16 protein-coding genes are annotated in these 20,595 nt (G+C 71.4%); 3 read left to right on the forward strand and 13 right to left on the reverse strand.

Features of this window, described 5'->3' with window-relative positions:
* Positions 1-31: 31 nt before the first annotated feature.
* The 7 genes from aroC to ACGFT1_RS03650 form a co-directional block, all read right to left on the reverse strand.
* A complete protein-coding gene (gene aroC, locus ACGFT1_RS03620; RefSeq protein ID WP_373907357.1) occupies positions 32-1,216 on the reverse strand; it encodes a chorismate synthase in 1,185 nt (394 codons plus the stop codon).
* A gap of 164 nt (positions 1,217-1,380) precedes the next feature.
* Positions 1,381-2,220: a shikimate dehydrogenase gene (locus tag ACGFT1_RS03625; protein WP_373907358.1), complete on the reverse strand. Its 840-nt coding sequence runs from the start codon at positions 2,218-2,220 to the stop codon at positions 1,381-1,383.
* A gap of 91 nt (positions 2,221-2,311) precedes the next feature.
* Positions 2,312-3,967 carry an endolytic transglycosylase MltG gene (gene mltG / locus ACGFT1_RS03630; protein WP_373907359.1) on the reverse strand — a complete coding sequence of 552 codons (1,656 nt, stop codon included), beginning with the start codon at positions 3,965-3,967 and terminating at the stop codon, positions 2,312-2,314.
* A gap of 122 nt (positions 3,968-4,089) precedes the next feature.
* Positions 4,090-4,554: a Holliday junction resolvase RuvX gene (gene ruvX, locus ACGFT1_RS03635; RefSeq protein WP_373907360.1), complete on the reverse strand. Its 465-nt coding sequence runs from the start codon at positions 4,552-4,554 to the stop codon at positions 4,090-4,092.
* Between the two features lie 15 nt (positions 4,555-4,569).
* Positions 4,570-7,242: an alanine--tRNA ligase gene (gene alaS, locus ACGFT1_RS03640; protein WP_373907361.1), complete on the reverse strand. Its 2,673-nt coding sequence runs from the start codon at positions 7,240-7,242 to the stop codon at positions 4,570-4,572.
* Positions 7,242-7,589 (reverse strand): hypothetical protein, encoded by a 348-nt coding sequence (locus ACGFT1_RS03645; protein ID WP_373907362.1) that lies wholly within the window; start codon positions 7,587-7,589, stop codon positions 7,242-7,244. The genes alaS and ACGFT1_RS03645 overlap by 1 nt, the downstream gene beginning before the upstream one ends.
* 13 nt (positions 7,590-7,602) lie before the next feature.
* Positions 7,603-8,058, reverse strand: a complete 456-nt coding sequence (locus ACGFT1_RS03650) for a DUF948 domain-containing protein (RefSeq protein WP_373907661.1) — start codon at positions 8,056-8,058, stop codon at positions 7,603-7,605.
* A 164-nt stretch (positions 8,059-8,222) separates the two neighbouring features.
* On the opposite strand from ACGFT1_RS03650, the gene ACGFT1_RS03655 reads away from it, so the two are divergent.
* Complete coding sequence (locus ACGFT1_RS03655; RefSeq protein WP_373907363.1) at positions 8,223-10,430, forward strand: regulator; 2,208 nt, start codon at positions 8,223-8,225, stop codon at positions 10,428-10,430.
* A gap of 21 nt (positions 10,431-10,451) precedes the next feature.
* Here ACGFT1_RS03655 and rpsD read toward each other — a convergent pair whose 3' ends face one another.
* The 5 genes from rpsD to ACGFT1_RS03680 all read right to left on the reverse strand — a co-directional run bounded on the left by rpsD (position 10,452) and on the right by ACGFT1_RS03680 (position 15,576).
* Positions 10,452-11,066 carry a 30S ribosomal protein S4 gene (gene rpsD, locus ACGFT1_RS03660; RefSeq protein WP_121789752.1) on the reverse strand — a complete coding sequence of 205 codons (615 nt, stop codon included), beginning with the start codon at positions 11,064-11,066 and terminating at the stop codon, positions 10,452-10,454.
* A 306-nt stretch (positions 11,067-11,372) separates the two neighbouring features.
* Positions 11,373-12,728, reverse strand: coding sequence for a replication-associated recombination protein A (locus ACGFT1_RS03665; RefSeq protein WP_373907364.1), 1,356 nt, complete (start codon positions 12,726-12,728; stop codon positions 11,373-11,375).
* Positions 12,729-12,771: 43 nt separating this feature from the next.
* A complete protein-coding gene (locus ACGFT1_RS03670) occupies positions 12,772-13,428 on the reverse strand; it encodes a vitamin K epoxide reductase family protein (RefSeq protein WP_373907365.1) in 657 nt (218 codons plus the stop codon).
* 164 nt (positions 13,429-13,592) lie between these two features.
* Positions 13,593-14,855, reverse strand: a complete 1,263-nt coding sequence (hisS, locus tag ACGFT1_RS03675) for a histidine--tRNA ligase (protein ID WP_356826684.1) — start codon at positions 14,853-14,855, stop codon at positions 13,593-13,595.
* A 13-nt stretch (positions 14,856-14,868) separates the two neighbouring features.
* On the reverse strand, positions 14,869-15,576 hold the full coding sequence (locus ACGFT1_RS03680) for an MBL fold metallo-hydrolase (protein ID WP_373907366.1): 708 nt from the start codon (positions 15,574-15,576) through the stop codon (positions 14,869-14,871).
* A 168-nt stretch (positions 15,577-15,744) separates the two neighbouring features.
* On the opposite strand from ACGFT1_RS03680, the gene ACGFT1_RS03685 reads away from it, so the two are divergent.
* A complete protein-coding gene (locus tag ACGFT1_RS03685) occupies positions 15,745-16,575 on the forward strand; it encodes a peptidylprolyl isomerase (protein WP_373907367.1) in 831 nt (276 codons plus the stop codon).
* Between the two features lie 154 nt (positions 16,576-16,729).
* The gene (locus tag ACGFT1_RS03690) at positions 16,730-17,959 is read left to right on the forward strand and encodes a DUF349 domain-containing protein (protein ID WP_373907368.1); all 1,230 of its coding nucleotides are present in this window, start codon (positions 16,730-16,732) and stop codon (positions 17,957-17,959) included.
* A 63-nt stretch (positions 17,960-18,022) separates the two neighbouring features.
* Here ACGFT1_RS03690 and ACGFT1_RS03695 read toward each other — a convergent pair whose 3' ends face one another.
* Positions 18,023-20,560, reverse strand: a complete 2,538-nt coding sequence (locus ACGFT1_RS03695; protein ID WP_373907369.1) for a bifunctional (p)ppGpp synthetase/guanosine-3',5'-bis(diphosphate) 3'-pyrophosphohydrolase — start codon at positions 20,558-20,560, stop codon at positions 18,023-18,025.
* Between the last annotated feature and the right edge of the window lie 35 nt (positions 20,561-20,595).

Consider the following 20,595-nt stretch of genomic DNA (forward strand, 5'->3'; position numbering starts at 1 on the left):
GGTCCGATCAGGACGACCGCTGGCACGGCACTCACCGGATCGCGAGGTTGTCGAGGTAGGACTGCACGTTGCGGCGGGTCTCGGGGACGGAGTCGCCGCCGAACTTCTCGGCGACCGCGTCGGCGAGGACGAGCGCGACCATGGCCTCGGCGACGATGCCGGCGGCCGGGACCGCGCAGACGTCGGACCGCTGGTGGTGGGCCTGGGTGGCCTCGCCGGTGACGACGTCCACCGTCCGCAGGGCCCGGGGCACGGTCGCGATCGGCTTCATGGCCGCGCGGACGCGCAGCAGCTCACCGGTGGTGAGACCGCCCTCGGTGCCGCCGGAACGGCCGGTGGAGCGGCGGATGCCCTCGGGGGTGGTGACGATCTCGTCGTGCGCCTGGGAGCCGGGCACCCGGGCCAGGCCGAAGCCGTCGCCGACCTCGACGCCCTTGATCGCCTGGATGCCCATGAGGGCGGCGGCCAGGCGGGCGTCCAGGCGCCGGTCCCAGTGCACGTGCGAGCCGAGGCCGACCGGCACGCCGTAGGCCAGCACCTCGACCACGCCGCCGAGCGTGTCGCCGTCCTTGTGTGCCTGGTCGATCTCCGCGACCATCGCCTTCGAGGCGTCGGCGTCCAGGCAGCGCACCGGGTCGGCGTCGAGCCTCTCGACGTCGGCCGGGGTGGGGTGGACGCCGTACGGGGCCTTGGCGGCGGCCAGCTCCACGACGTGGGAGACGATCTCGATGCCGGCCGTCTCCTTCAGGTACGACCGGGCGACCGCGCCGAGTGCCACCCGGGCGGCGGTCTCACGGGCGGAGGCGCGCTCCAGGATCGGGCGGGCCTCGTCGAAGCCGTACTTCTGCATGCCGGCGAGGTCGGCGTGGCCGGGGCGCGGGCGGGTCAGCGGGGCATTGCGGGCCAGGCCGCCCAGCACCTCGGGGTCGACCGGGTCGGCCGCCATGACCTGCTCCCACTTCGGCCACTCGGTGTTGCCCACCATGACCGCGACCGGGGAGCCGAGGGTCAGGCCGTGCCGGACCCCGCCCAGGAAGGTGACCTCGTCGCGCTCGAACTTCATGCGCGCACCGCGGCCGTAGCCGAGCCGCCGCCGCGCAAGGTGGTCCGCCACCATCTCCGTGGTGATCGGCACGCCGGCGGGAAGGCCCTCCAGCGTCGCGACAAGTGCGGGACCGTGCGACTCGCCCGCGGTCAGCCAACGCAGCCTGCTCAACGATGCTCCTCAGTGTTCGCGCCCGGTACTGCCCGGCGTACGCGGGTGTGCGCGTACGTCGACGGCGCGACCGGGTGCGCGATCCCGGTACGCCACCCCCGATCCTCCCACGTCCGGGGGGCGCGGCGGCCTCCGGTCCACAGGACGGACGCCTCGCGGCGGTGTCAGCGGGCGGCGAGCGCGTGCTCGCCGGCGCGGCGCATGGCCTCGACCGGCGCCGGCGCCCGCCCGGTCATCCGCTCGACCTGGAGGACGGCCTGGTGCACCAGCAGGTCCAGGCCGCTGACCACGGCGCCGCCGAACATGGACCAGCGCGCCGCCAGCTCGGTGGGCCAAGGCTCGTACAGCACGTCGAAGAGGGTGGCGGGGCGTTCGGGTACGGCGGTGGCGAGGGCATCGGTCGTCCCGGCGGGCGTGGTGGCGATCACCAGCGGGGCGCGAAGTGCCTCGGCGGCGTCGGTCCAGTCGGCCGTACGGACCTCCACGTCGAGGCGCTCGCCCCACTGCCGCATCTCGGCGGCGCGGGCCGCGCTGCGGACGTAGGCGACGACCTCGCCGGTGCAGACGCGGGCCAGCGCGGCGAGCGCGGAGGACGCGGTGGCGCCGGCGCCGAGGACCGCGGCGGAGTCGACCTGCTCGATGCCGTGCTCGCGCAGGGCGGCCACCATGCCCGGGATGTCGGTGTTGTCGCCGATCCGGCGGCCGTCCTCGGTGAGGACGACCGTGTTGACCGCGTCGACGGAGGCCGCCGTCTCGCTGACCTGGTCCAGCAGGGGCATGATCGCCCGTTTCAGCGGCATGGTCAGCGACAGCCCCGCCCATTCCGGTCCGAGCCGGCCCAGGAAGCCGGGCAGGGCGGCCTCGTCGACCTCGAAGCTGTCGTAGGTCCAGCCGGTGAGCCCGAGCGCGTCGTAGGCGGCGCGGTGCAGCACCGGGGAGAGGGAGTGGGCGATGGGCGAACCGAGCACGGCGGCCCGGCGGCCGTCGACTGCCCTTGATGTCATGGAAACCTGTCCTTGAGCCTCACGGGTGCGGGCGTGTCCCCGCGTCCGGGCCGCGTTCTTCCTCGCGTACGCCCGGAGATCCGTCCCGCCGTCAGTTCTTCTTCCTCGACGCGTTCCACTCGTTGACGAGCTTCTCGTGGTCCGCGAGCGTCTTGGTGAACTTGCTGGTCTTGCCGTCCATCGAGATGAAGTAGTACCAGCCGTCGTGCGTCGGATCGAGCGCTCCCCTGAGCGCTTCCTCGCCGGGGTTGTCGATGGGACCCGGCGGCAGGCCCTTGGAGAAGTACGTGTTGTAGGGGTTGTCGTACTTACGCAGCTCGGCGATGCTCAGGTCGATCTTCGACTGGTTCTTCACATAGTTGTAGGTGGAGTCGAACTCCAGTCGGCCGTACGTCTGCGGGTTGTCGGGCTCGAGGCGGTTGTAGACGACCTCGGCCATCTTGCGGAAGTCGTCGTGGCTGGTGCCCTCGGCCTGCGCCAGGCTCGCCACGGTCAGCAGCTGCCACGGGCTGTCGAGGCCGAGCGACCTGGCCCGGCTCTCCACGCCCAGCTCCTGGAACTTGGCGGTGGCCTGGGACACCATCTTCTTCAGGACGGCCTCGGGTTTCTGGCCCTTGAGGACGGCGTAGCTGGAGGGATAGAGGAAGCCTTCCAGCGGATCCTTCAGATACGGGTGGTTCAGCGCCCAGCCGGGCAGCCCGAGGTGTTTGTACTCCTTCTTCGCTACCCGTGCCGTGGTGCCGGCCGCCACCTCGAGGCGCTTGTCGACCAGTGCGTAGACGGCCGTGTTGCGCAGGCCCTCGGCGATGATCAGGTTGCTGCGGCTCTTCGGGCTGAGCATCAGTTGCACCGCGCTCGCGGCGGACATCTGCTTCTCCAGGGTGTAGACGCCGTCCTGGATCGACTTGCCCTGGGGGTTGGCCTGGAGCGCCGAGACGAACGCGGCGGCGCTCTCCACGACGTCCGCCTCGTGCAGCTTCTGGCCGATCTGCCAGCCGCCGGCGTTCTTGGGGATCTCCACCGTGACCTGGTGGCCGTTGCCGCTGCCCGCGTAGTCGGGGGCCGCGCCGAAACGGTTCTGGTAGAACTTCCAGCCGAAGTAGCCGACTCCGCCGAGGCCGCCGCCGAAGACGAGGACGACCACCATGCAGGCGCAGCCGGTGCGGCCCTTCTTGCTCTTGACGGGTTTCTTGCCGCGCCGCTCGCGCCGGGTCCGCAAGCCGTGTTCCTCGTCGTCGTCCGCGTCGACGCCACCGCCCGCGAGGACGGCGTGCTCCTCCCCGGCCGGCGCCTCCGGCTCCGGGGCCGGGTCGGGGCGTCTGCGGCTGGGCGGCACCGGCGGCGGATAGGCCTCGTCGGTGCCGTACAGGTCGGGCTGCTCCCCGCCGTACGCCACGGGCTGCTGCCCGTAGGGGTCACCCGGGTCGGCGGCGTACGGCGCCTGGCCGTGGGTGCCGGTGGCGTCCCAGCCGCCCTGCTGGAACTGGTGCGGGGCGTGCCCGGCGAACTCCTCGTCGTAGCGGGGCTCGCCGTGTCCCTGGTCGTACGGGTACTGCTGTGCGTCGTGGCCGGGCTGCCGCCGGCTCCAGTCGCCGTGCTCCGGCTCCTGCGGATGGTGCTGCGACCGGCCGCCGTAGGGGGACGGCTGACCCTGCTGGGCCTGCTGTCCTTCCCATCCGCCGTCCCCGTGCAACGGGTCCTGCGGATGCCACGGTTCGGAGCCCGGGCCCCGGCCATACTCAGTCATCGATCCCCTAGAGCCGCGAGGCCGGCGGTCACGCGGCCGGTGGGCCGGTGTCCGCTGCGCCTCATGCTGTGCACCGGCTGTTCGAATACCGGCGCATCGCGCGGAACGTTACCGTATCGCGATCAGATGACCACTTCGACGCCTTCGCCGGGTGCCCTGCCTGACACCCGTTCGGATTCCAGGGCCTGCTGCAAAATGATGACCGCGGCCGCCTGGTCGATGACCGCGCGGCCCTTCTTCGACCGCACGCCCGAGGCGCGCAGCCCCTGACTGGCCGTCACGGTCGTCATCCGCTCGTCCACCAGGCGCACCGGCACCGGCCTGATGCCGCCGGCCAGCTCCTGGGCGAACGCGCGCACCTTGACCGCTGCCGGGCCCTCGCCCCCCTTGAGGGAGCGAGGGAGACCGACGACGACCTCGATCGGCTCGTACTCCTCCACCAGTTGCCGCAACCGGCGGTGGGCGGCGGGGACGTCCCGGCCGGGAACGGTCTCCACCGGGGTGGCGAGGATCCCGTCGGGGTCGCACGAGGCGACCCCGATCCGGGCGTCCCCGACGTCGATCGCGAGCCGGCGTCCTGTGCGCATCGTGATGGCCGTTCCCTACTTGGCGGTCTCGGCGACGAGCCGCTCGACGGCTTCGACGGCCTCGCCGACGGCGGCCGGGTTCTGACCGCCGCCCTGGGCGACGTCCGGCTTGCCGCCACCGCCGCCGCCGAGGGTCTTGGCGGCGGTCCGCACCAGGTCACCGGCCTTCAGCCCGCGCTCGCGGGCGGCCTCGTTGGTGGCGATGACCGTCAGCGGCTTGCCGTTGCTGACGGTGAACAGGGCGACCACGGCGGCCCGGCCGCCCTGGATCCGGCCGCGCACGTCCAGGACCAGCCTGCGCAGGTCGTCCGGGGTGGTGCCGTCCGGGACCCGGCCGGTGACGACGGCCACTCCGCGCACGTCCGTGGCGGACTCGGCGAGACCGGCGGCGGCCTGGAGCACCTTCTCGGCGCGGAAGCGCTCGATCTCCTTCTCGGCGTCCTTCAGCTTGCCGAGCATGGCGGAGACCTTCTCCGGCAGTTCCTCCGGGCGGCCCTTGACCAGCTCCTGGAGCTGGGCGACGACCGTGTGCTCGCGGGCGAGGAAGTGGTAGGCGTCCACACCGACGAGAGCCTCGATACGGCGCACTCCCGAGCCGATGGAGGACTCGCCGAGCAGCTTCACCAGACCCAGCTGGGCGGTGTTGTGCACGTGCGTGCCGCCGCACAGCTCCTTGGAGAAGTCGCCGATGGTCACCACGCGGACCCGCTCGCCGTACTTCTCGCCGAACTCGGCGATGGCGCCCTGCTTCTTGGCCTCGTCGATGCCCATGACCTCGGCGTGCACGTCGAGGTCGCGGGCGAGGACCTCGTTGATCTTCTGCTCGACGTCGGTCATCACGGCCGTCGGGACGGCGGACGGGGAGCCGAAGTCGAAGCGGAAGCGGCCGGGCTGGTTCTCGGAACCGGCCTGGGCGGCCGTCGGGCCGAGGGCGTCCCGCAGGGCCTGGTGGGTCAAGTGGGTGGCCGAGTGGGCGCGGGCGATGGCCTTGCGGCGGCGCGAGTCGATCGAGGCGTGGGCCCTGGCGCCGACGGTGACCTCACCGACCTGGACGACGCCCTTGTGGACGTACACGCCCGGGACCGGCTTCTGGCAGTCGCGGACCTCGATGACGGCACCGGACTCGACCCTGATGCGGCCGGTGTCACCGATCTGGCCGCCGCCCTCGGCGTAGAAGGGCGTGCGGTCCAGGACGACCTCGACCTCGTCGCCCTCGGTGGCGGCCGGCGAGGAGACCCCGTCGACGAGGAGGCCCACGATCGTGGTCTCGCTCTCGGTGTCGGTGTAGCCGGTGAAGTCGGTGGCACCGGCGGAGTCGGCGATCTCGCGGTAGGCGCCCATGTCGGCGTGGCCGGTCTTCTTGGCCTGGGCGTCGGCCTTGGCGCGCTCCCGCTGCTCCTTCATCAGGCGGCGGAAGCCGTCCTCGTCCACGGAGAGGCCGTGCTCGGCGGCCATCTCCAGGGTGAGGTCGATGGGGAAGCCCCAGGTGTCGTGGAGCAGGAAGGCCTTGTCGCCGGAGAGGACCGTGCCGCCGGACTGCCGGGTCTCGGTGACGGCGGTGTCGAGGATGTTGGTGCCGGCCTTCAGCGTCTTGAGGAAGGCGTTCTCCTCGGCGACGGCGACCTTCTCGATGCGCTCGCGGTCGGTGACCAGTTCGGGGTACTGCCGGCCCATCATGGCGATCACGACGTCGATCAGGTCGTGGACGACCGGGCCGGTGGCGCCTAGCAGGCGCATGTTGCGGATGGCGCGGCGCATGATGCGGCGCAGCACGTAGCCGCGGCCCTCGTTGCCGGGCGTGACGCCGTCGCCGATGAGCATGGTGGCGGTGCGCATGTGGTCGGTGACGACACGGAGCGAGACGTCCGAGGCCTGGGCGTCGCCGTAGCGGACACCGGTCAGCTCGGTGGCCTTCTCGATGACGGCCATCGACGTGTCGATCTCGTACATGTTCCGCACGCCCTGGAGGATCATGGCGAGCCGCTCCAGGCCGAGGCCCGTGTCGATGTTCTTGCTCGGCAGGTCCCCGAGGATCTCGAAGTTGTCCTTGCCGATGCCCTCGCCCCGCTCGTACTGCATGAAGACGAGGTTCCAGATCTCCACGTACCGCTCGTCGTTGACGGCGGGACCGCCCTCGGCGCCGAACTCGGGGCCGCGGTCGTAGTTGATCTCGGAGCAGGGGCCGCAGGGGCCGGGGACGCCCATGGACCAGTAGTTGTCCTTCATGCCCAGGCGCTGGATGCGCTCCTTGGGCACGCCGACGACCTCGTGCCAGATCCGCTCGGCCTCGTCGTCCTCCTGGTAGACGGTGATCCACAGGCGCTCGGGGTCGAGGCCGTAACCGCCCTTGTCCTGGGGGCTGGTGAGCAGCTCCCAGGCGAGTTCGATGGCGCCTTCCTTGAAGTAGTCGCCGAAGGAGAAGTTGCCGCACATCTGGAAGAACGTGCCGTGGCGCGTGGTCTTGCCGACCTCTTCGATGTCCGGCGTGCGCACGCATTTCTGCACGCTGGTGGCGCGGCTGAAGGGAGGCTTGACCTCACCCAGGAAGTAGGGCTTGAAGGGCACCATGCCGGCGGGGACGAGGAGCAGAGTCGGGTCGTCCGCGATGAGCGACGCCGAAGGGACGACGGTGTGCCCGCGCTCCTCGAAGAAGCTCAGCCAGCGGCGGCGAATCTCGGCCGACTCCATCAGTAGTCCTCATTCCGGTTGTGCGTGTACGTCGGGTTCTCGATGTACTTGGGGTTGCTGCGGTCGTTCTCGATGGCGGCGTACCGCCGGGGGGCGGACGGTCCGGGGGGCGCGTCGATGCCCAGCGCCTCCCCCAGTTCGGCCTCGCGCCGCGCCATGTTGTCGCGCACGTCGAGCGCGAAACCGACCGCGCGGTCCTTCATCCGCTGACCGGTCTCCAGCGCCTTGTTCGCCGCGGTGACGGCCAGGCTCTCCGGGGTCAGCTGCCTGAGCTTGCGGTTGACCTTGGTGGTGGCCCACACACCGGCGGCGGCACCCGTGGTGAACCAGAACGTGCGGCGGAACATATGACCGGCTCTCCTACGTTTCGGTGTTTCCGCGGTTCCGCCTGCTGCGCCGTGCGGCCGGCACCGCCCGGCCCACGATGACGGTACGCCGGGACGACGCGGCGGGCGCGTCCTCCTTGCGGCCGCCCAGGGCCCGGCGGACGCCATAGCCGAAGGCCGCGACCTTGACCAGCGGGCCGCCGAAGGTGGAGGCGACGGTGGTGGACAGCGCGGAGGCGTTGGACGTGACTTCCTGGACGTCCGAGGCGATCGCGTCGACCCGGTCGATCTGCGTCTGCGCGGAGCGCACCGCCTGGGAGGCGTCGGCCAGCAGCGGGACCGCCTGGTCGGTCACGTCCGCCACGAGCTTGGTGGTCGCCTTGAGCGTCTGGGCCAGCCTCGCCAGTGCCACGGCGAGGAAGGAGACCAGGATCGCCCAGAAGACGGCCACCAGGATCCCGGCCACCTCTCCACCGGACACTGTGCGCACCCGCTCCCTGAAACGTGCTCTGAACATCGGAACCATGGAAAAAGCAGTGCCCCGAGCCTATCGCGCCGGGGCCGGGGCTCCGCACCGGATCAGGGGGACGCCATCGGCGGAGTTGCGGGAAGCGATTGTACGGAGTGAACACACTTCAGTACGCTCCGTGTCCCATGCGAGGTCCTCAGGCCCCCGGCCCCTGGGCGGACGCCGATCCGCCCCTCGAACTCACCGCCTTCGTCGGGCGGTCGGCCGAACTGGCCGCGCTGACGGCGGCGCTCGGCCGGGCGCGGCTGGTGACCGTGACCGGCACCGGCGGGGTCGGCAAGTCCCGGCTCGCCGTGCGCGTGGCGGCGCGCTGGGCGGCCGGTGCGCCGGGGGCCGCGGGCTGGCGGCGGGTGGACCTGGCGGCCGTGCGCGATCCGCAGTTCGTGGAGTACGCGGTCATGGAGGCGCTGGGCCTGACCGGCCGGACCAGCCGCCTGCCCCGCGAGACACTGCTGGAGCACCTGGCCGGCCGGGAGATGCTCCTGGTGCTGGACGGGTTCGAGCACCTGGCGCCGGCCTGTGCCGAGCTGGTGGCGGAGCTGCTGCGCAAGCTGCCGCGGCTGGGGGTGCTGGCCGCGGGCCGGCGCCCGCTGGGCCTGGTGGGTGAGCGGCTGTTCCCGCTGGCCCCGCTCGGCGAGGACGAGGCGGTGGAGCTGTTCACCGACCGGGCTCGCGAGCAGGGCCTCACGGTGGCCGACGGCTCCGAGGTACGGGAGCTGTGCCGCCGGCTGGACGGGATCCCGCTGGCGCTGGAGCTGGCGGCGGGGCGGCTGCGGGCGCTGTCCCCCGCGCAGCTGCTCCAGCGGCTGGACGACCGGTTCCGGCTGCTGACCGGCGGCGGCCGGGACGCGCTCCCCCGGCACCAGACGCTGCGTACGGCCATCGGCTGGAGCCACGAGCTGTGCGCGCCCGCCGAGCGGCTGCTGTGGGCGCGGCTTTCGGTGTTCGCCCGGACCTTCGACCTGGAAGCGGCGGAGTACGTGTGCAGCGGGGACGGGCTGGCCGCCGAGGACGTCCTGGACGTGCTGACGGAGCTGCTCGCCCAGTCCGTCGTCTCCCGCGAGGAGACCCCGGCGGGCCCCCGCTACGCGATGCTGGACACCGTCCGGGCCTACGGCGCCGACTGGCTGGAGGCGGCCGGGGACGCGGAACGCCTGCGGCGGCGGCACCGCGACTGGTACCTCGGTCTCGCCACCATGTGCGAGCTGGACTGGTTCTCGCCCCGGCAGCGGGAGGTGGCCGCGCGGGTGGACGCCGAGCTGCCCAATCTGCGGGCCGCGCTGGACGTGTCCCTGACCGACCCGGAGGACGCGCACCTCGGCCAGTACCTGGCGGGCTCGCTGTGGTTCTGCTGGGTGGGCTGCGGGCGGCTCGCGGAGGGGCGGCGCTGGCTGGAGCGGAGCGTGGAACTGGAGTCGGGGTACGAGCGGTCCCGGCTGAAGGCGCTGTGGGTGCTCGGCTATGTGGCGGTCCTCCAGGGCGACGCCGTGCCCGCGCTGAAGGCCCTCCGGGCGTGCCGAGAACAGGCGCAACGGGCGGCCGACCCGACGGCGCTGGCGTACGCGGAGCACCGCACCGGCTGTCTGGCCCTGGTCACGGACGACATGGCCCGCGCGGAGGCGCTGCTGCGGTCGGCGCTGGGCCGCTACCAGGAGATCGGCGAGCTGAACAGCAACGTGCTGATGGGCCAGGTGGAGCTGGCGATGACCCGGGCGTTCCAGGGGGACCTGCCGGAGGCGGTGCGCCTGTGCGAGGACGTGCGCCGGGTGTGCGAGGACCACGGTGAGCGGTGGGCCCGGTCCTACGCCCTGTACGTGCTGGCGTACGCGGCCTGGCTCGACGGGGACAGCGCCCGTGCGCGGGAGCTGCTGGCGGATTGCCTGGGCCACGCGCACGCCTTCCACGACCTGCTGGCCTGCGTCCTGGTGATCGAGCTGCTGGCGCTGGTAGCGGTGACCGAGGGCGACGCGGCGGAGGCGGCCGTGCTCCAGGGCGCGGCGGGCCGGCTGTGGCCGTCGGTGGGACTGCCGCTGTTCGGCTCGGCGCACTACAACGCCCCGCACGAGAGGTGCGAGGCGTCCGCACGGCAGGCGCTCGGCGACGCGCGGTACGAGGCGTACGTACGGGAGGGAGCCGGGCTGGACCGGGAGGCGGCGGTGGCCCGGGCGCTGGGACACGGCCGGGTACGGCCGCCGGCCGGGCTGCCGGGGCCGCGCGGGCCGGTGCCCGGGGACGGCGGCGCGGACGGCGGCGCGGGTGCGAGCCACGGAGAGGCCGGGAAACGCGAACCCGCCGCCTCGCCCACCCGGAAGGGCGGGGAGACGGCGGGCTGAGAACCTAGGCCGTGACCGGGATCAGCGGGCGTAGTACTCGACGACGAGCTGCTCGTCGCAGATCACCGGGATCTCCTTGCGGTTCGGCTCGCGGTCCAGGCGGAAGGCCAGGGCGCGGAGGTTCACCTGGAGGTAGCGCGGGGTCTCGCCGTCGGGGGCGAAGCCACCCTCACGGGCGACCTGGAAGAGCGTCTTGTCCTTGGAGCGGTCGCGGACCTGCACGACGTCGTCCGGGCGGACACGGAAGGACGGCTTGTCGACCTTCTGGCCGTTGACCTGGATGTGGCCGTGGACGACCATCTGGCGGGCCTGGTAGATCGTGCGGGCGATGCCCGAACGCAGGACCAGCGCGTCGAGACGGCGCTCGAGCTCGATGATCAGGGCCTCACCGGTCTTGCCCTGGACCTTGGAGGCACGCTCGTAGGCGCGGACGAGCTGGCGCTCGGACACGTCGTACTGCGCGCGCAGACGCTGCTTCTCCAGCAGACGGACCTTGTAGTCCGAGTTCTGCTTGCGGCCGCGGCCGTGCTCACCCGGCGGGTAGGGGCGGGCCTCGAAGTACTTGACGGCCTTCGGGGTCAGCGCGATGCCGAGGGCACGCGACTTCTTGACCTTGGGGCGGGACTGGTTCGCCACTGTCTGTGTCTCTTTTCGTGAAATTCCGGCTTGTCAGCGTTTAGGGAGGTCGCATCCGCAGCCGGGAGAACCCGCCGGGTCCGCAGGGGACCTGCCGGGCAGCCGCTTCCCTGGTCTGGGCACATACGTGCAGCACGCGAGTGGCCCACCGACCGTCCCGCAACCGCGGGGGGTGGTGGGCTGCCCGCGACACCGTTCGACGGTGCGCGACGCTCCTGGAGCCGGTCCGCGAGGGACCGGAGCTCCGGCTGGCTCTCCCGCTCTGACGGCACGGGAGTCAGCACTTCGCAGCATTCTACAGGGTGGTCAGGACCGCTTGCGACCGAGGTGTTCGCGGGTCCACTCGACCGCGTCCGCGTACCGGGCCTCGGCGCCGTGGCGGGTGGGCGTGTAGTACGCGCGGTCCCGGAGGGCGTCCGGGGCGTACTGCTGCCGGGCGATGCCTTCGGGCAGGTCGTGCGGGTACACATAGCCCTGTGCGTGACCGAGGTCGGCGGCGCCCTTGTAGTGCCCGTCGCGCAGGTGCGGCGGGACGGGCCCGGCCAGCCCCTTGCGCACGTCCTCCCGCGCGGCGCCGATCGCGGTGGTCGCGCTGTTGGACTTGGGCGCGAGGGCCAGGGCGATCGTGGCGTGGCTGAGGGTGAGCGCGGCCTCGGGGAAGCCGATCATGGCGACGGCCTGGGCGGCGGCGACGGCGATGGGCAGCGCGTTCGGGTCGGCGAGGCCGATGTCCTCGCTGGCGGAGATCATCAGCCGGCGGGCGATGAACCGGGGGTCCTCGCCGGCCTCGATCATGCGGGCGAGGTAGTGCAGGGCCGCGTCGACGTCGGAGCCGCGGATGGACTTGATGAGGGCGCTGGCCACGTCGTAGTGCTGGTCGCCGTCGCGGTCGTACTTCACCGCGGCGCGGTCGACGGTCTGCTCCAGTGTCCGCAGGCTGATCTCGCTCTCGCCCTGGGCCAGGGCGGCCCCGGCCGCGGCCTCCAGGGCGGTCAGGGCGCGGCGGGCGTCACCGCCGGCGATCCGCAGCAGGTGCTCCTCGGTGTCCGCGGGCAGGGCGACGGCGTCCTTCAGGCCGCGCTCGTCGGTGAGGGCCCGGCGGAGCAGCCCGCGGACGTCGTCGTCGGTGAGCGGCTCCAGGGTCAGGAGCAGGGAGCGGGAGAGCAGCGGGGAGATCACCGAGAAGTACGGATTCTCCGTCGTGGCCGCGATCAGGGTGACCCAGCGGTTCTCCACGGCCGGCAGGAGGGAGTCCTGCTGGGCCTTGCTGAAGCGGTGGATCTCGTCGAGGAAGAGGACGGTCTCCTTGCCGAACCCTCCGACGGCGCGGCGGGCGCCGTCGATGACCGCACGGACCTCCTTGACGCCCGCGGTGATCGCGGACAGCTCCACGAACCGCTTGTCGGTCGCCTTCGACACGACGTAGGCCAGGGTTGTCTTGCCGGTGCCGGGCGGCCCCCACAGGACCACCGAGGAGGGCCCGGCGGGGCCACCGGAGCCCTCGCCCACCAGCCGGCGCAGTGGGGAGCCGGGTTTCAGCAGATGCTGCTGGCCCACGACCTCGTCCAGGGTGCGCGGGCGCATGCGCACGGCCAGGGGGCTGCCTGCCGGGTCCTTCTCCTGGCGTTCTTCCGCCGCGGCGGTGAAAAGGTCGGGTTCCACGTCAAAACCCTAGAACACGGCACTGACAACGCGGGAACCGCCGTCAGCTGGTCCAGAAGTCCCACCAGCGGGTCAGCACGAGCATGCCGATGATGCCGACGTGCAGGACCGGCAGCACCCAGGTGAACTCGCCGAAGAAGGACCTCAGCGGGCGCGGGGCCGGCAGGAAGCCGTTGCGGACGTTGAACGAGGTGACGTACCAGAACATGACGATCGTGGCGACCCAGGCCAGCGAGCACCACAAGCACAGGGCGTTGATCCGGTACAGGGACTGGAACTGGAGCCAGGTGCAGAAGGCGACGCCGAAGAGGGTGCCGGCGTTGAAGGTGAGCCAGTACCAGCGCGGGAAGCGGGCGCGGGCCAGCAGGGTCACGCCGACGCAGACGACGATGCCGTAGCAGACCAGGCCGAGCATCGGGTTGGGGAAGCCGAACACGGCGGCCTGCTTGCTCTCCATCACGCTGCCGCAGGAGACGACCGGGTTCAGGCTGCATCCGGGGGTGAAGGTCTTCCCCTCGACCTTGGCTTCCAGGAGCTTGAACTTGTCGATCGTGATGACCCAGGCGGCCAGCAGTCCGGCCGCACCGGTGATCACCAGCAGCAGGGCGAGGGCGCGGCCGGCGCCTTCGGTGCGCGGGGCCTCGGCGGCGCGCCCGGGACCGGGATCCGTGGAGGCGTCGTTGACTGTCGTCTTGCTCATCACGCCGATTCCGTCACTTGAGAGTCGGGACCTGCTTCGGGCAGGGGCCATTGTGCCGCACGCACACGGGTGCGCACCGTTCGCTCCGGATAAGCATGTTGGTACGACAAGGGCGCCGGACGCCCCGCGGGAAGCGCCCGGCGCCCACGCGCGCGGTGCGACGGCTAACCGAGCCGGGACTCCAGTTCGGCCACGATCTCGTTGACGCCGATCGCCGTCTGCTCGCCGGACTCCATGTCCTTGAGCTGGACGACGCCCTCGGCGAGGTCCCGCTCGCCGGCGACGATCGTGTAGCGGGCGCCCGAGCGGTTGGCGTTCTTCATGGCGCCCTTCAGGCCCTTGCCGCCGTACGCGAAGTCCGCCGCGATGCCGACCTTGCGCAGCTCGGTGACCTTGGCGAACAGCACCCGCCGGGCCTCCTCGCCGAGCGGGACCGCGAAGACGCTGGTCGCGGAGGGCAGGTCCAGCTGCACTCCCTCGGCCTCCAGCGCGAGGACCGTGCGGTCGACGCCCAGGGCCCAGCCGACGGACGGCAGCGCGGGGCCGCCGATCATCTCGGACAGGCCGTCGTACCGGCCGCCGCCGCCCACCGCGGACTGCGAGCCGAGCCCGTCGTGCACGAACTCGAAGGTGGTACGCGTGTAGTAGTCCAGGCCGCGCACCAGCTTCGGGTCGTCCTCGAAGGAGACGCCCGCGGCGGTGATCAGCTCGCGGACCTCCTCGTGGTACGCCTTGCACGCGTCGCACAGGAAGTCACGCAGCAGCGGGGCGCCCGTCAGCTGCTTCTGGACCGACTCGCGCTTGTCGTCGAGGACCCGCAGGGGGTTGATCTCGATGCGGCGGCGCGTGTCCTCGTCCAGGTCCAGGCCGTACAGGAACTCCTGCAGCGCGGTCCGGTAGACCGGGCGGCACTCCTTGTCGCCCAGGCTGTTCAGCAGGATGCGGAAGTCGCGCAGGCCCAGCGAGCGGTACGCCTGGTCGGCCAGGATGATCAGCTCGGCGTCGACGGCCGGGTCCTCCGCACCGAGCGCCTCGGCGCCCACCTGGGAGAAGTGACGGTACCTGCCCTTCTGGGGGCGCTCGTAGCGGTAGTAGGAGCCGGAGTACCAGAGCTTGACCGGGAGGTTGCCCGCCTTGTGCAGGCCGGCCTCCAGGGCCGCGCGCAGCACCGAGGCGGTGCCCTCGGGGCGCAGGGCGAGCCGGTCGCCGCCCTTGGTCTCGAAGGCGTACATCTCCTTGGTCACGATGTCCGTGGACTCGCCGACACCGCGCGCGAACAACTCGACGTTCTCGAAACCGGGCGTCTCGACGTAGCCGTAGCCGGCGGTGCGCAGCGGGGCGGCGATCGCCTCGCGGACCGCCAGGTACCTGGCCGAGTCGGGCGGGATCAGGTCGTAGGTGCCCCTGGGGGCCTTGAAGGTGCTCACCGAAGGTCTCTCGTCACATTCCTCGTCGGGGAGCCGGGGAGGCTCCCTGGCCGGCCGCCACCTGCCGCAGATGGGGGTTGGTGGCGCGCTCCTGGCCGATGGTCGTCTGGGGGCCGTGTCCGGACAGCACCACGGTGGAGTCGTCGAGCGGCAGGCACACGCGGGCCAGCGACTCGAGCATGTCCGTCATGGATCCGCCCGGCAGGTCGGTGCGTCCGATGGAGCCGGCGAACAGCAGATCCCCGGAGAAGAACACCGACGGGATGTCGGCGCTCTCGGGCATCCGGAAGGTCACCGACCCCCTGGTATGGCCGGGCGCGTGCGCCACGGAGAACTCCAGGCCCGCCAGTTCGAGGGTGGCGCCGTCGCCCAGCTCCCTGACGTCGTCCGGCTCCCCCACGGTCAGCTCGCCCATCAGCGGCATGCCGATGGAACGGCCGAGCGCCTTCTCGGGGTCGCTCATCATGTACCGGTCCTCGGGGTGGATCCAGGCCGGTACGTCGTGCGCCCCGCAGACGGGGACGACCGAGGCCACGTGGTCGATGTGGCCGTGGGTGAGGACGACGGCGACGGGCTTGAGCCGATGCTTGCGCAGCGCTTCCGCGACGCCTTCGGCGGCCTGGTGGCCGGGGTCGATGATCACGCACTCCGCACCGGCGGCAGGGGCGACGAGATAGCAGTTCGTCCCCCAGGCCCCGGCGGGGAACCCGGCAATGAGCACGGTCGTCCTTCGTTGTGTCGGTCACGGGCGGCTTCAGCTGCGGTCAGAAGCCTACCGGCGCTGCCGTTTCCTCAGCCAACCCATATACGGTACGGGGCTACACACTGCGGTCGGCTCACGAGGACGCACGCGTACCGCCCGCCACGACACGCATGAGGAGATAACCCGGTGGTCAGCCAGGAGCAGCGGCGGCGTCAGCTCGCCCGGGAGAAGTTCTTGCGGCAGCAGCAGCGGCGCACCCAGGCACGGCGCAAGGCCCGCCTGCGCAACTCCGTGATCGCGTCGGTCCTGGGCGTGGTCGTGATCGGCAGTGTCGCGCTGTACACGACCGGGGTCCTGAAGGACGACGGCAAGAAGACGAACGCGAGCGCCGGCACCACGCCGAGCGCGACGCCCACCAGCAAGGCGCCCGACCCGTGCGCCAAGCCGGCGGCCGGCTCGGTGAAGAAGCTCAGCTGGAAGAAGGAGCCGGCGATGACGATCGACACGTCGGCGAAGTACACGATGAAGCTCGCGACGACGTGCGGTGACATCGGCATCGCGCTGAAGACGGCGGCGGCCCCGCACACGGTGAACTCGTTCGGTTTCCTGGCGGGCAAGGGCTATTTCGACCACACCAAGTGCCACCGGCTCACCACCGCGCAGATCTTCGTCCTCCAGTGCGGCGACCCCCAGGGCACGGGCATGGGCGGGCCGGGCTACACCATCCCGGACGAGAACCTGAAGGACAAGGTGCTCAAGGGCAACACCTACCCGGCGGGCACGGTCGCGATGGCCAACACCGGACAGAAGCACACCGGCGGCAGCCAGTTCTTCCTCGTCTACAAGGACAGCCCCCTGCCGCCCAGCTACACCCCGTTCGGCACGGTGTCCGAGCAGGGCATGAAGGTGCTCCAGAAGATCGCCGCGGCGGGTAGCGCACCGGCCGACCCGAGCACCCGCAACACCGCCCCGAACGCCACCGTGGTGATCAACAAGGCGACGGTGACGAAGTCCTGACGGCCAGGGTGGCGCGGGACGGCCGACTGCGGAATTTCGGTCGCGCTGGATGCGGACAGGCCGCCCGCCGGTCGCCTATGTTGGCCGTGACGAAACTGTGGACGATGCCCGGGGGTGCTGAGGCCCCCCGCAGGCATCATGTGGAGGAGGCGCTGTGAGCAGCGACCCGTGGGGACGCGTCGACGAGACGGGGACCGTGTACGTGCGTACGGCCGACGGCGAGCAGGTCGTCGGCTCCTGGGCGGCCGGCTCCCCCGAGGAGGCGCTTGCCTACTTCGAGCGCAAGTACGAGGGCCTGGTTGTCGAGATCGGCCTCCTCGAGAAGCGGGTGCGGACCACCGACCTGTCGTCGAAGGACGCCCAGACCGCGATCGGCCACCTGCGCGAGCAGGTGGACGCGCACCACGCGGTCGGCGACCTGGACGCCCTGCGCACGCGGCTGGACAAGCTGGTGGAGACCGTCGAGGCACGCCGCGAGGAGCGCAAGGCGCAGCGCGCCAAGCAGACCGACGAGGCCCGCCACGCCAAGGAGGCGCTGGTCACCGAGGCGGAGGAGCTGGCGCGGTCCGACCAGTGGCGGGCCGCCGGTGAGCGGCTGCGGGCGCTGGTGGACACCTGGAAGGGCCTGCCGCGGCTGGACCGCAAGTCCGACGACGAACTGTGGCACCGCTTCTCCCACGCCAGGTCGGCGTTCTCCAAACGGCGCAAGGCGCACTTCGCGCAGCTGGACGCGCAGCGCGAGGAGGCCCGCCGCGTCAAGGAGCGGCTGGTCGCCGAGGCGGAGGCACTGTCGGGTTCGGCGGACTGGGGTCCGACGGCGGCCCGTTACCGCGAGCTGATGGCGGAGTGGAAGGCGGCGGGCCGCGCCCAGCGTGAGCACGAGGACGACCTGTGGAACCGCTTCCGCGGCGCCCAGGACGTCTTCTTCGCCGCCCGCAGCTCGGTGTTCGCCGAGCGGGACGCGGAGCAGTCGGAGAACCTGAAGCTGAAGGAGGAGCTGGCCGAGGAGGCCGAGAAGCTCCTGCCGATCCAGGACCTGAAGGCCACCCGGGCCGCCTTCCGTTCGGTCAACGAACGCTGGGAGGCCATCGGCCACGTCCCGCGGGACGCGCGGCCGAAGGTCGAGGGCCGGATGCACGCCGTCGAGCGGGCGATCCAGGAGGCGGAGGAGGCCGAGTGGCGCCGGACGAACCCCGAGGCACGCGCGCGCGCCGAGGGTCTGACGGGTCAGCTCCAGGCCGCCGTGGACAAGCTGGGGAAGCAGATCGAGCAGGCGCGCACCCAGGGCAACAACGCCAGGGCCGACAAGCTCCAGCGTGAGCTGGAAGGCCGCCAGGCGCTCCTGGAGCAGGCCCTGAAGGGCTTGCAGGAGTTCGGCGGCTGATCATCCCCGCCGCTTGCGCGAAAGGGCCCCGTACGCGCGTACGGGGCCCTTTCGCGTGCCCGGCTACGACCGGCTGCGTCCCGAGGTCACGCGATACACGTCGTACACGCCTTCCACGCCGCGGACGGCCTTCAGGACGTGACCGAGGTGCTTGGGGTCGCCCATCTCGAAGGTGAAGCGGGAGGTGGCGACCCGGTCGCGGGAGGTCTGCACGGCCGCGGAGAGGATGTTGACGTGCTGGTCGGACAGGACGCGGGTGACGTCCGACAGCAGGCGGGAGCGGTCCAGCGCCTCGACCTGGATGGCGACCAGGAAGACCGAGGACTGGGTGGGTGCCCACTCGACGTCGAGGATGCGCTCCGGCTCACGGGAGAGCGAGTCGACGTTGACGCAGTCGCTGCGGTGCACCGAGACGCCGCTGCCGCGCGTGACGAAGCCGATGATCGGGTCGCCGGGGACCGGTGTGCAGCAGCGGGCCAGCTTGACCCACACGTCGTCGACACCCTTGACGACGACGCCCGGGTCGGCGCTGGAGCGGCGTTTGCGGCTGCGTCCGCGCGCCGGCGGCACCGACTCATCGATCTCCTCGGTGGCGGCCTCCTCGCCGCCCAGGGCCTGCACCAGTTTCTGGACGATGTTCTGCGCGGAGACATGGCCCTCGCCGATGGCCGCGTACAGCGCGGAGATGTCCGAGTACCGCATCTCGTGGGCGAGCGTGACGAGGGAGTCGCCGGTGAGGATGCGCTGGATCGGCAGGTTCTGCTTGCGCATGGCCCGCACGATGGCGTCCTTGCCGTGCTCGATGGCCTCGTCGCGGCGTTCCTTGGAGAACCAGGCGCGGATCTTGTTGCGTGCCCGCGGCGACTTGACGAAGCCGAGCCAGTCGCGGGACGGGCCGGCGCCGGTCGCCTTGGAGGTGAAGACCTCCACCAGGTCGCCGTTGTCCAGGGTTGATTCGAGCGGTACGAGGCGGCCGTTGACCCGCGCTCCTATGGTGCGGTAGCCGACCTCGGTGTGGACCGCGAACGCGAAGTCCACCGGTGTGGACCCGGCCGGCAGCGCTATGACGTCGCCCTTGGGCGTGAAGACGAAGACCTCGTTGCGGGAGAGGTCGAAGCGCAGGGACTCCAGGAACTCGCTGGGGTCCTCGGTCTCCTTCTGCCAGTCCAGCAGCTGCCGCAGCCACGCCATGTCGTTGATGGCGTCCTTGTCCTTGCCGGAGGCCTTCGGCACGTCGGTGCGGACCTTGGAGGCCCCGGCGACGGCCTCCTGCTTGTACTTCCAGTGCGCGGCGATGCCGTACTCGGCGCGGCGGTGCATGTCGAACGTGCGGATCTGGAGTTCGACCGGCTTGCCGTTGGGCCCGATGACCGTCGTGTGCAGCGACTGGTACATGTTGAACTTGGGCATCGCGATGTAGTCCTTGAACCGGCCGGGGACCGGGTTCCATCGCGCGTGGACGGTGCCGAGGGCGGCGTAGCAGTCGCGGACCGTGTCGACGAGGACGCGGATGCCCACCAGGTCGTAGATCTCGGCGAAGTCGCGGCCCCGCACGATCATCTTCTGGTAGACGCTGTAGTAGTGCTTCGGGCGGCCGGTGACGGTCGCCTTGATGCGGGCGGCCCGCAGGTCGGCCTGGACCTCGTCGGTCACTATGGCCAGGTACTCGTCACGCTTCGGTGCCCGCTCGGCCACCAGCCGTACGATCTCGTCGTACATCTTGGGGTAGAGGATCGCGAACGCGAGGTCCTCCAGCTCCCACTTGATGGTGTTCATACCGAGGCGGTGGGCGAGCGGCGCGTAGATCTCCAGCGTCTCGCGCGCCTTCTTCTCCTGCTTCTCGCGCTTGAGATAGCGCATGGTGCGCATGTTGTGCAGGCGGTCGGCGAGCTTGATGACCAGGACGCGGGGGTCCTTGGCCATGGCGACGACCATCTTGCGCACGGTCTCGGCCTGCGCGGCCTCGCCGAACTTGACCTTGTCGAGCTTGGTGACGCCGTCGACGAGCAGGGCGACGGTGTCGCCGAAGTCGCGGCGCAGCTGGTCGAGGCCGTACTCGGTGTCCTCGACGGTGTCGTGCAGCAGGCCGGCCATCAGCGTGGCCGGGTCCATGCCCAACTCGGCCAGGATGGTGGTGACGGCGAGCGGGTGCGTGATGTACGGGTCGCCGCTCTTGCGCTTCTGGCCGCGGTGCCAGCGCTCGGCGACCTGGTAGGCGCTCTCGATCTGGCGCAGCGTGGAGTTCTCGGTCTTGGGGTCGTTGCTGCGCACTATCCGCAGCAGCGGCTCCAGGACCGGGTTGTACGGGTTCGCGCGCTGGACACCGAGGCGGGCCAGGCGGGCCCGGACGCGGTTGGAGGAGCCGGTGCGCGCCGACGGGGTGGGGGGCTGGCGCACGACCGGCGGCTGTGCCGGGCGCTCCGCGGGGGCGGGCTTGGGACGCGAGGCCTCGGCGCTCTTCTCGACGGGCGCGGACTGGGCGTGCTCGACCCGTCCACGGGTGTCGTTCTGCACCTGGGACGCGTTCGGCGCGGGCTTCGCCGCGGGTGCCGAGGCGGGCTCGGGCTTGGCGGCGGTCAGTGGCTGGGCCTCGTCTGGCAAGAGGACTCCTCGTGCGCGATCCGGGTCCCCCGGTC

The organism is Streptomyces sp. Y20 (assembly GCF_043195475.1).
Taxonomy (GTDB): domain Bacteria; phylum Actinomycetota; class Actinomycetes; order Streptomycetales; family Streptomycetaceae; genus Streptomyces.

Coding starts and splice junctions, on each gene's coding strand:
- ACGFT1_RS03625 (WP_373907358.1), bottom strand. CDS start 2,220: ATGACATCAAGGGCAGTCGACGGCCGCCGGGCCGCCGTGCTCGGTTCG.
- mltG (WP_373907359.1), bottom strand. CDS start 3,967: ATGACTGAGTATGGCCGGGGCCCGGGCTCCGAACCGTGGCATCCGCAG.
- ruvX (WP_373907360.1), bottom strand. CDS start 4,554: ATGCGCACAGGACGCCGGCTCGCGATCGACGTCGGGGACGCCCGGATC.
- alaS (WP_373907361.1), bottom strand. CDS start 7,242: ATGGAGTCGGCCGAGATTCGCCGCCGCTGGCTGAGCTTCTTCGAGGAG.
- ACGFT1_RS03645 (WP_373907362.1), bottom strand. CDS start 7,589: ATGTTCCGCCGCACGTTCTGGTTCACCACGGGTGCCGCCGCCGGTGTG.
- ACGFT1_RS03655 (WP_373907363.1), top strand. CDS start 8,223: ATGCGAGGTCCTCAGGCCCCCGGCCCCTGGGCGGACGCCGATCCGCCC.
- ACGFT1_RS03670 (WP_373907365.1), bottom strand. CDS start 13,428: ATGAGCAAGACGACAGTCAACGACGCCTCCACGGATCCCGGTCCCGGG.